This window comes from Bilifractor sp. LCP19S3_H10, assembly GCF_052119185.1.
GTDB lineage: Bacteria > Bacillota > Clostridia > Lachnospirales > Lachnospiraceae > Bilifractor.
Window position 1 is genome coordinate 1 of sequence record NZ_JBQKFT010000022.1, and the last position, 10,733, is coordinate 10,733.

The window sequence follows — 10,733 nt, forward strand, 5'->3', positions numbered from 1 at the left end:
TCTTGTCCATCAATACCAAGCCTCCTTTGGAGAAGTCGAAAAAACCTTAGATTTATTCGACTCCATTATCGCAAAGGCTAGCTAGGTACAACAGGTACTGGCGGTTTACCGCTTACGTAAGAACTATAATCTGCCGAAGTCAGAGGATTCCAGACAGCTCCAGTGTCCGCCGGAAAAAGAGAAAGCAATCCGAGAAGCATTCAAATATTTTGGGATGATCTAACATCCAGCAAAGTGGAGGTTTCTTATGGATAGGTTGATTCTTGTGAGTTCAACATGGATAATGCCTGTGTGGAACTGAAATTCTTAGATGGCAGTATGATTGCTATTGATACAATAGCCGTGGAGAATGAGGTTGCTGACAATATGTATCAGCGGTCAGAGCTGGACTATCTAATCTATAATGACCCGATTGGATATGCAGACCTTGTTTTGAACGGAAACCCCGAAATTTATCTAAAAACTGTAACTGAATGTAAACCCTTAGATTAAAACTCAGCCCTCTGCCTTTTCATTGGCAGAGGGCCGTTTTTTGCGTAACAGTTATTGAGCATCCCTTAATTGCTCTACAACACTGCATTTCGCTGCGTTGTCATACATCATGCAAGGAATCAGCCACCCCAGCAGAAGAAATACCGGAATTGTCAGCAGGACAGGCAGAATGGTGAATCGATACTCAAAGAACCAGAACATACTGCCCAGCATTTTTCCCGCAAGAGGTCCCACCGCCAGCGACAGAATAAAGGCCGCCGCTACAGAAGACATTGCGTAAAACAACCCCTCGTAGATCAGCATGGTTTTGAGCTGCCGGTTTGTCATTCCTACAGCCTGAAGCACAGCAAATTCACGGCGGCGGGAAAGAATACCGGTCATCATGGCGTTGAAGAAATTTAAGAGTCCCACCAGCCCAATGATAGCACAGAGGATACCACCTATCAGAAGGAACATCTGCCGGAACTGAGCAAATTCAGAGCGAGCCGTGGCCTTGCTTTCATACATCAAGGGCGAAAACTCACCGGCAGTGAGCTTCGATAGATATTGCTCTGCTTCGGCCTCGTCAACTTCGTCCGCTGTGTCGAACAGGTAGAGCATCGGAATGGCTGCACCACCGCTGTCCCTCTGTGCGGTGTCTACAGACAAAACTACGTCATATCCAATACCACCATAACGATAACTCATGGAATTCGGAAGTTCTACCAAGGCGCAGACCGTGTACTCTACATCTCTGGCTCCATACAATTTTGCCTGAAAGTACTCCTCCGGTGTATTTTCGGTGCAGAGTTCCCCGGTGCGTCTGTCGATATATTTCACATCGTCCGCATAGGTAACGGTGATCGTGTCTCCCACCTTGGGGTAGTATTCAAGATTGGGCAGATTACCGTAATCATCCAAAGAAACCGCAATGGCAATGGCGTTATTGTCCGGCTCCAACATGGGAGAAATATCTCCGTCGAACACTTGCAGCTTGTCAAACAGACTGTTATCCAGAGCCTCGATCCTGGTATCTCCCATCACCATATTGCCCCGGTGCTCCAGACGGCTCATATGGCTGTCCAACTGCTCGGCGCTTTCGTACCTTGCATAGTCCTGCCGCAGAGCATCCTCCGCCATCCACAGATATGCGGGTTTTCGCACAGCATATCCCGTGCCGGAAAGACTGGCCTTTGTGTTTGCGGAGATATCCTCTATTTGTTCCTGGGTGATAAATTCATCTGCACTCGAGTTATAACGAAAATAGTCGGGAGTGCTGACGATAAAATCGGCGCAGGTCATGGCGGATACATACTTCTCCATGCAGAAGCCGCCCACAAAGGCACACAGCGCATTGAACAGTGTCACCGACAGTGCCAGAGACAACACCACCAGTACCGTCTTTTTCTTGTTTCGTCCCAGATTTGCAAAGGCCATCTGATGGAGCTTTGCTCCCCGGGTGTTGCGCCGTTTTTTCTTGGTCTGCATCACATCCGTATATTTGGTAGCCTCCACCGGAGAGACCTTAGCTGCCATTTTTCCGGGCTTGGAACAGGACAAGAGCACCGTCAACAAGGCGAACAGCATAGAACCAAGGAAGATCACAGGCGATGTGCTGATGGTGGTGATGCCTGCATCCAACCGGGTGGAGCGCAAGACAACAGGAACCAAAACAGCGCCAATGCCGTAGCCCAGCAGCAGCCCCGCCGGAATACTGATCAAACAAAGCAGAAGTGCCTGCTGGCGAATGATGCGTTTGAGCTGCCGGGGCGTTGTGCCAATGGTTTTCAGAAGTCCGTAAAACCGGATATCCCCTACAACAGAGATCTGAAAAATGTTATAGATGATAAGATACCCCGTGAAAATCACCAGCAGCAAAAAAGCTGCTATGGCGACCATCAGCTCTGGATCGAGCTGTGACTCCAGCTGGGATGAGGTATATCCCCAATTGACGCCGATTCGGACGCTGTTGGGATCGGTATAGCTGTCCCATGTGTAACCAAGATCGGTATCCACCTGCTCCATCTGCCCTTGAATGTTTGTGCCGGAGGCCAGCATGACATTCAAATCGGTGCGGAAAGGCTGTAAACCTGTTTTCACTGCCTGCGCTTCGATGTCATCTGCGTAATCACGGCTGATGTTGATGTAATGAACAGGTATTAGTTCATCATAGTCCCAATAGCCCACCAGCGTAAAGGTATCTGTTACAGTAAAGGCGGTTTGATCCTTGTCCGTAATGGAATAGGAAACCGTGACCTCGGCGCCCAGCTCCGGCGTTACGCCAAGCAGCTGCAACGCTGCCGTATCCATGGCTACCTCTTTGCCGCTTTCGGGCATCCGTCCGGTAGTAGGGGTTGCATAGCTCCATTTAGTGCAGTTGGCATCCATGTAGCTGATCTCTGCCGGTATTTTGGCAAAGCCCCCCTCCGCAGTGATACCGATTACCTTCCGTGCCCCCGTAGCCTTCACCTTTGGGTGGGCAGCGATGCGTTCCGCCTGCTCGAGGGAAACATCCTTAAAGGTGCCATGCGCATAGCCGCCTACCTGCCGAAACTGGTAGGTTTCATAACTGGCGTTCAACGACAAGACAATGGTGAACATGGACGTAAATAGCAGCGTTGTCAGCGCAATGGCAAAAATGGCGATCAGATTGCGACGACGGTTCGCATAAAGAGATTTTAAGCTGAGTTTTCGAATACATTTTCGATTTTTGACATTCATCGTAGCCACCTCCCGTTAGTTTTGGGAGACGATCCGACCGTCTTCGATACGGATAATGCGGTCTGCCATCTGCGCAATTTCTTCGTTGTGAGTGATCATTACGATTGTCTGGGCGAACTTTTGACTGGTGACTTTCAAAAGGCTCAATACATCCTGGCTGGTTTTGGAATCCAGATTGCCGGTGGGTTCATCTGCCAGAATGATAGCGGGTGCTGCCGCCAGCGCACGGGCAATGGCTACTCGCTGCTGTTGACCGCCTGAGAGCTGATTGGGCAGCGCATCCAGACGATCATCCAGCCCAAGTGTCTGTACAATTTGCTGTACGAAATCCTTATTGACCTTGCCACCGTCCAGCTCAATGGGTAGAACAATATTTTCATACACATTCAGCACCGGAACAAGATTATATGCTTGGAACACAAAGCCGATTTTCCTGCGGCGGAAGATGGTCAGCGCTTCCTCCTTCAGGGAGAAAATATCCTGTCCGTCCACCATGACCGTGCCACTTGTAGGGCGATCCAGCCCGCCCAGCATGTGCAGCAGCGTGGATTTGCCGGAGCCGGATGTGCCGACAACTGCAACAAATTCGCCCTTCTTTACACTTAAATCAACTCCATCCAACGCATGAACTGCGTTATTGCCGGAGCCATAAATCTTTTTCAGGTCTTTTGCCTGTAAAACTTCCATAAATGAGTACCTCCATGAAAAAATCTGTATGTATGAAAGGAAATGATCCTTTGATACATACAGATTATCGCATAGGATTCTTTCCACATTCTTTCCGGCGGAAAATGAAATCTAACAGTTTTGATAGAATTGTTGTTATTTCGGCAGAAATATGGAAAACGTACTTCCTTTTCCCGGAACGGAAGCAACCTTGATATAACCGCCCTCGCCGGATATGATCTGTCGGGCAAGGTATAAGCCGATGCCGACCCCTTCTTGTTTCTGCACACTATTTGAGCGGTAAAAGCGAGCAAATATCTTCGCTTGCTCATTTTCCGGGATGCCTGAACCGGTATCCGATATATCGATCCTTGCAAACATTTCATAGCTTACGGCAGAAATAGTAATGGTGCCATGCTCTGTATATTTGATGGCGTTGTCTACGATATTAGCCAGCGCTTCCGCTGTCCATTTGAAGTCGAATACAGCAAAAGCATCTGTATCCTGCATTTGCAAAGACAATCCTTTTTCAGAAGCCTTGGCAGTATATTGTTCTACCACACTTTCAAGCAGCGGCTGCAGCGCTGCTTGCTGGGGGGCGAGTGAAATGATCCCATTTTCCAGTCTGGAAAGCTTTACGAGAGAATCGATCAGAAATCGCAGCTTTTCCGATTGCTTGTACAGCGCCTCCACATTTGCCTTCGCCGATGCAGACAGAGTTTCCTCCATCAGAAGCTCGCTGTATAACAGCAGGTTTGCAATCGGCGTTTTCGTCTGGTGGGAAATGTCCGCAATCAAGGTTTTGATTTTGTCTTTTTCCTGCGCTATATTTTGAGAAGATGCTTCTGCTGCGGAAAGATAGTGCGCAAACTTCGTTTCCAATGCAGACAGCTGGCTTTCATCATAATTGGTTTCAGAAAAGGAGCCGGTCATGGCAGCGTCCAGCATCCTTTCGATTTCTTCCATCGTTTTTCTGGTCTTTCTCCGCTCCCATAACACAACAGCTGCCGCCGCCAGAAAACACAGCAGTATGATCACAATACCGGTTTTATTCATCTTTTGTCACCCAGCTATAACCGATTCCATAGACGGTTTTAATGTATTTCTGTGCACCAAGCTTATCCCTCAGACGCTTGATCGTAACAGACAAAGCATTTTCATCCACATATTCTGCGCCATCTGTCCAGATTCGGTCGACAAGGTCTCCACGGGTCATGGTTCGACCACGATTTTCAACAAGCAGACGCAGTAATTTTTGTTCTGTTTTGCTCAATTCCACTTTTGAATCTCCCACATAAAAGGTCATAGCCTCAAAGTCGAAGTGAAATAGATCCATATGGAACGGCGCATTTTTATGGTTTGACGCTTGCTTTCGCAGTTGGGTATTCACCCTTGCCCGCAAAACCGAAAGAGAAAAGGGTTTGGTGATGTAATCATCAGCGCCCCGCTCCAGTCCGGCTACGATATCCAGATCGGTGTCATTGGCAGTCAGCAGAATAACAGGAATCCCAGGCGTGTTTTCCTTGATCTCCCGGAGCAGCTCAAGCCCACTGCCATCCGGCAGATTGATATCCAGCAGGATCAGGGACACACCGCCGCAAAGCAGCTGCGCCTTCGCCGTTTTTAGGTCTTGGCAGGATATAATCTGACGGTCATCTGCTTTCAGTGCTTTACTTAAACCCTGATTCAACCCGATATCATCTTCAATAATCAATAATTGTTCCATGTATCTCACTCCCTCGTTATTCAAAGGCCACCATTATTTCCTTGGGTAATTTTTCGTTCTCACAGTTCAGAAGATAGGCGATTGCTCTGCTTGCAAATTTGTTTGTTTTCACTGTATCCCAATCGGCAGGCAAAATGACCTCTGCCTTGCCGTTCTTAAAATCTAATGATATTTCGCCTAGTGTCAAGACTTTTTCGCAAATTCAATTTCAACCATCGGATTCTTGGTAGTTATCCGGCAGACGCCTCAGCCGTTTCCGTATTGATCGTAAGTTCTATCTGAAACAGATGATCCATGTTGAGATACCGCTTGGTTCCCCAATCCGAAGCCGCTACGTAACGAAGTCTGGCGCAAACCAGCATCAAAGCACTTTGCCCATCTGGAAACGCCCCGATTGCCTTGGTACGCCGCTTGATTTCTCGGTTGACTCGCTCTGTTACATTGTTCGTCCGAATACGGGTCCAATGTTCTGTAGGAAAGTCCATGTAGGTCAGAGTTTCATCTACACCGTCCTCAACTTTCTTTGCGGCTGCAGAGAGCTTCATTTCACGAAGTTTCGCATCAACGGAGGCTGCCTTTTCGCGCGCTGCCTCTTTGTTTTCCTGCGCGTGGATGGCTTTCAGCATTAAGGATACTTCCCGCATCCTGCCTAGAGGGAATACGCTGAAGACATCCCGATAGAAATGTACTGTGCAGCGCTGATATATCGCTTCCGGAAATACATCGGCAATGGATTCCAGCATACCAAGGCACTTATCACCAACGATTAGTCTGACTCCTGTAAGGCCCCGCTCTTTAAGCCAGATAAAGAAGTTATGCCAGCTTTCAAAATCTTCCTTCATGCCTTCTGCAGCGCCGATGATCTCGCGGTAGCCGTCTGTAGATACGCCGATAGCAACAAGGACGGACACGTTCTGTACTTCGCCGCCCCAGCTGCGTTTCAGATAAATATCGTCAACATAAACGTATGCGTATTCACCGGTCAATTTTCGGCTGCGCCAGGTTTTGATATGTTCGTAAGCCTTCTGATTGAGATTACTGATCGTTCCTGGAGATACCTTAGTTCCCCAAAGAGCTTCTGTGATATCCTCTACGCGGCGGACGGATACCCCGGCCAGATACATTTCGATCAGAGCTTCTTCGACGGAGCATTCCCTGCGTTTATAGCGTTCGATGATGGCTGTCTCAAACTGGATACCTTTCAATTTAGGGACCTTTAATTTCACGTCTCCTGCAGTTGTGTTGAAGGTTCTCTAATAATGACCTGAGCGGTAGCCATTACGATTCTCTGTACGTTCATACTTTGAAGCGTTGACAAGTTCATCCGCTTCATGATCGAGCAGGGCATTCAGCGTTTCTTCAACACTGCTGCGGACAAGATCTTTAAGATCATGCTTTATTAGGCCTTCATTTAACTGTATAATGTTATCGGACATAGTCATTGCCTCCTTGGTGGATTTTGTGTGGTAACTTAATTTTACCGATGGCAATAGACTATGTCTATTTTTATTCAATTGAATTTGCGAAACGTATTATACGTTATCGAGAGGTTTCTTTGTAATCATCAGTTTCATAATTTCCAAGCGATGCCCTGGATATTCCGGTCTGCTCTGACAATTCTTGTAGAGACAGGCCTTTTTTATTCTTAAATCTTTTAGTTTTTCCTGAATTGATAATTTGCACTTCAATGCTTTATTCCTCCAGTGCTTTTTCTAAAGTTCTTGTATATATGAATCTTATAAAGCATATATGAAGTTCCGTAATAAGAAAACGAAGTAGAACATTGAAGGGTATCATGAGTTGTGATAAAATGAATTCATCTATATGAATATTATATAAGTGAATTGCAAGCGAGGTATCACTCATGATTATCAGCGAAAGAATTATAAAGGTTTTGAAAGAACGCAATATGACTCAGGCGGAGTTTGCAAAGCAAGTGGGAATTTCTACCAGTACCATAAGCGAATGGAAAAAGAGAAAGACTAATCCTACTGTAGAAAAGATAATGGACATCTGTAATGTTTTGCAAATTACCCCGGAACAACTTCTTACCGGTAAAGGAATTGAGGATGAAGAGGAAATTGCAGCGGCAAGTCCTGAAAGTAAATTCACTCCGGGTGATGTTCAGATGATTGAGGATTATCATAACCTTAAGGAAGAACAGCAGAAGCGCCTTATGGATTACATGGAAGCACTGAAAAAGCTAGAGAGTCTTGAGGATATGTAGATAAAAATATTCGATTAAAAATTTGGATCAGTGGTTTGAGGTCGATTTTTTTCGACCACAAAAAACATCTTTGTTTGAATATAGAATACATGAAATCACAATTTGTGACTTCAAAAAAAGAAAATGCAAAGGAATATAGTGTTTATGAAAAATACAACAGACTTACTCACAGTTGAGTCTATTAGAAACTGTGTATATACGATACGCGGACAACAGGTGATGCTCGATAGTGATTTGGCTGATATTTATGGATACGAGGTAAAAAGATTAAATGAGCAGGTTAAGAGAAATATAAACAGATTTCCAGAAGATTTTATGTTTCAATTGACAAGAGAGGAAGTTGATTTGGTGAAGTCGCAAAATGCGACTTCACGTAATGGTTCATTTTTTGAAGGGCAGGATGGTGGTAGAAGAAAAATGCCTTATGCTTTTACAGAGCAAGGAATCTATATGTTAGCGACAGTTCTTAGAGGTGAGTTAGCGGAGCAACAAAGCATTTTTATCATGCGCGCTTTTAAGGAAATGCGTCACTATATCCGCCAGAATCAGCAGTTTGTAACTCAGTCTGAAATGAGCATGGTTTCTGCTAAGGTTTCAGAGTTATCTGTGCAAATGGCAGGAGCAATTGATCATCGGAAGAAAACGGATAAGGCAATTGAAGATATTCAGAAAAGTATTGACACCTTGAATGAGAATTTTGTTTCAGATAAAGATTTTAAGAATTTCATAATCTATAAAGGTCAGAAGTTTGAAGCAGATGTTGCTTACATAGATATCTATCAGCAGGCAGAAAAATCAATTTATGTTGTTGACGATTATATGAATACGAAATCATTGCAGTTATTATCACAGAAGAATCCAGGCGTGGAAGTAATCCTTTTTACGGAGAATGGGCATGGCAAGAGAGGATTTCTCACGACATCTGTGGTTAATGATTTTATAAACCAGTACCCACCGCTTCGGATTAAACCAAATCCGGATTGTCATGATAGACTTATTGTTCTCGATTATGGCTTGCCAACAGAGCAGGCATTCCACTGTGGAGCATCAAGTAAGGATGCAGGACGAAAGCTCTCTGCTATTAACAAGGTAGAATCAGTACAAATGGTTCGTCCGGTTATTGATGCTTTGTTAAAACTTCCGGATAAAAGTATCTAAAGGAGATGATATTATTGGGAAAAGAAAAAATAAAAGTATATTTATATACCCGCGTTTCCACATCTATCGACCGGTGCCTGGTATAGGTATTTTGGGGCGGGCAGAGTTTCAGCAAACTTTAGAGGAAGAATATATGGCATAACGAGCTTTTCGGCTGCTTCACTCACTGGAATCGTTGAGTGGAACAGCGGCTGGCTGTTCAATCATTATGGTCCTGCACCGGCATTTGCGGCATAGCTGTGACTCTTTTGGATAGGAGTAGAAGTCAAAGAGAATCTTTTATTCTGCATAAATCTCTGCATAAATCATTGAAGGAACCCGGGCTTGTAAAATGGAGTCAGAATTCCATGTTAAGGAGGCGAAGCATATGGACCTTTTTGAATATGCGGCCGCAAACCGGAAAGAAAATGAAGCTCCCCTTGCCGCCAGAATGCGTCCACAGTCGCTGGACGAAGTGGTTGGTCAGGAGGACATCATCGGGAAAGACAAGCTCCTCTATCGTGCCATCAAGGCAGACCGGATCAGCTCTCTAATCTTCTACGGACCTCCCGGAGTCGGAAAAACGACCCTTGCCCGTGTGATCGCCGCCACGACATCTGCTGATTTCCACCAGGTGAATGCAACGATTGCGGGAAAGAAAGACCTCGAGGAAGTTGTTGCAAAAGCCAAAGAAAATCTTGGCGGTTTTGGCTGAAAGACGATCCTCTTTATCGATGAGATCCACCGCTTCAATAAGGCACAGCAGGACTATCTCCTTCCTTATGTGGAAGACGGCACGGTGATCCTGATTGGCGCGACGACTGAGAATCCCTATTTCGAAGTCAATGGGGCGCTTCTTTCGAGGTCTAGGATCTTCGAACTGAAACCATTGTCGAAGGAGAATATTCTTACTCTGATTCACCGAGCATTCATTTCTGACAGAGGAGTAAAACCCTATCATGCAGAGATCACGGAAGAGGCAGCCGATTTCCTCGCGGAAGTGTCGGATGGAGATGCCCGTGCTGCTTTGAATGCCATAGAACTGGCGGTATTGACCACAGAGCCGGCAAGAGACGGGTAGATCCACGTCACATTAAAAGTGGCAGAGCAATGCATACAGAAGAAGGCCATCCGCTATGACAAGACCGGTGATAATCACTACGACACCATCGCAGCCTTTATTGAGTCCATGTGCGGTTCCGATCCGGATGCGGCGCTTTATTATCTCGCCCGTATGCTGGAAGCCGGAGAAGATGTGAAGTATATTGCACGAAGGATGCTGGTGGCAGCATCGGAAGAAGTTGGAAATGCAGACCCCATGGTCATCTGTGTCGCAGCCTCGGTCGCAATTGGCGTCGAACGGGTCGGTATGCCGGAAGGAAGGATCATACTGGCTCAGGCCGCATCTTATATCGCATCGGCACCGAAATCCAACTCTGCCTATCTCGGCATAGAGAAGGCAATCTCCCTGGTACGAAAGACCGGAAATCTGCCCATTCCATCCTATCTTCAGGACTCGAGCTATAAAGGAGCCAAGAAATTGGGCCGGGGCATAGGATATAAGTACGCGCACAACTATCCGAATCACTGGGTAGACCAGCAGTATCTGCCCGATGAGATCCGCGAGGAAAAGATCTTTGAGCCGAATGACATCGGTTACGAGGAAGAGATCAAGGCATACTTCAGGAAAATCGGAAAAGCCCCGGCGCGTTATAGCTATGTCGATCCGTCACATTCCGGGAGACCTGAGAAACCCTGGGAAGACAAGTGATATTACATAAGAAA

General features: G+C 46.1%; 7 protein-coding genes and 3 pseudogenes. 4 read left to right on the forward strand and 6 right to left on the reverse strand.

Annotated elements, in window-relative coordinates:
- Positions 1-276: 276 nt before the first annotated feature.
- Complete coding sequence (locus ACTQZS_RS13160) at positions 277-492, forward strand: DUF6061 family protein (protein ID WP_441476213.1); 216 nt, start codon at positions 277-279, stop codon at positions 490-492.
- 51 nt (positions 493-543) lie between these two features.
- Here ACTQZS_RS13160 and ACTQZS_RS13165 read toward each other — a convergent pair whose 3' ends face one another.
- The 6 genes and pseudogenes from ACTQZS_RS13165 to ACTQZS_RS13190 all read right to left on the reverse strand — a co-directional run.
- Complete coding sequence (locus ACTQZS_RS13165; protein ID WP_441476214.1) at positions 544-3,192, reverse strand: ABC transporter permease; 2,649 nt, start codon at positions 3,190-3,192, stop codon at positions 544-546.
- A gap of 15 nt (positions 3,193-3,207) precedes the next feature.
- Positions 3,208-3,879: an ABC transporter ATP-binding protein gene (locus ACTQZS_RS13170; protein ID WP_441476215.1), complete on the reverse strand. Its 672-nt coding sequence runs from the start codon at positions 3,877-3,879 to the stop codon at positions 3,208-3,210.
- A gap of 135 nt (positions 3,880-4,014) precedes the next feature.
- Positions 4,015-4,914: a sensor histidine kinase gene (locus ACTQZS_RS13175; RefSeq protein ID WP_441476216.1), complete on the reverse strand. Its 900-nt coding sequence runs from the start codon at positions 4,912-4,914 to the stop codon at positions 4,015-4,017.
- Complete coding sequence (locus ACTQZS_RS13180; RefSeq protein ID WP_441476217.1) at positions 4,907-5,584, reverse strand: response regulator transcription factor; 678 nt, start codon at positions 5,582-5,584, stop codon at positions 4,907-4,909. The genes ACTQZS_RS13175 and ACTQZS_RS13180 overlap by 8 nt, the downstream gene beginning before the upstream one ends.
- Positions 5,585-5,814: 230 nt before the next feature.
- Positions 5,815-7,020, reverse strand: a pseudogene (locus ACTQZS_RS13185) (IS256 family transposase).
- 115 nt (positions 7,021-7,135) lie between these two features.
- Positions 7,136-7,272 (reverse strand): annotated as a pseudogene (locus ACTQZS_RS13190) (helix-turn-helix domain-containing protein); the annotation flags it as partial.
- A gap of 176 nt (positions 7,273-7,448) precedes the next feature.
- Between ACTQZS_RS13190 and ACTQZS_RS13195 the strand changes: the two are divergent.
- The 3 genes and pseudogenes from ACTQZS_RS13195 (at position 7,449) to ACTQZS_RS13205 (ending at position 10,719) form a co-directional block, all read left to right on the forward strand.
- A complete protein-coding gene (locus ACTQZS_RS13195) occupies positions 7,449-7,811 on the forward strand; it encodes a helix-turn-helix domain-containing protein (protein WP_441476218.1) in 363 nt (120 codons plus the stop codon).
- Between the two features lie 144 nt (positions 7,812-7,955).
- Positions 7,956-8,969 carry an ORF6N domain-containing protein gene (locus ACTQZS_RS13200; protein WP_441476219.1) on the forward strand — a complete coding sequence of 338 codons (1,014 nt, stop codon included), beginning with the start codon at positions 7,956-7,958 and terminating at the stop codon, positions 8,967-8,969.
- Positions 8,970-9,336: 367 nt separating this feature from the next.
- A pseudogene (locus ACTQZS_RS13205) lies at positions 9,337-10,719 on the forward strand (replication-associated recombination protein A).
- Positions 10,720-10,733: the final 14 nt, after the last annotated feature.

Bases quoted from the DNA above. Each gene is read 5' to 3' on its own strand.
- ACTQZS_RS13160 (WP_441476213.1), top strand. From the start codon at position 277: ATGGATAATGCCTGTGTGGAACTGAAATTCTTAGATGGCAGTATGATT.
- ACTQZS_RS13165 (WP_441476214.1), bottom strand. From the start codon at position 3,192: ATGAATGTCAAAAATCGAAAATGTATTCGAAAACTCAGCTTAAAATCT.
- ACTQZS_RS13170 (WP_441476215.1), bottom strand. From the start codon at position 3,879: ATGGAAGTTTTACAGGCAAAAGACCTGAAAAAGATTTATGGCTCCGGC.
- ACTQZS_RS13175 (WP_441476216.1), bottom strand. From the start codon at position 4,914: ATGAATAAAACCGGTATTGTGATCATACTGCTGTGTTTTCTGGCGGCG.
- ACTQZS_RS13180 (WP_441476217.1), bottom strand. From the start codon at position 5,584: ATGGAACAATTATTGATTATTGAAGATGATATCGGGTTGAATCAGGGT.
- ACTQZS_RS13195 (WP_441476218.1), top strand. From the start codon at position 7,449: ATGATTATCAGCGAAAGAATTATAAAGGTTTTGAAAGAACGCAATATG.
- ACTQZS_RS13200 (WP_441476219.1), top strand. From the start codon at position 7,956: ATGAAAAATACAACAGACTTACTCACAGTTGAGTCTATTAGAAACTGT.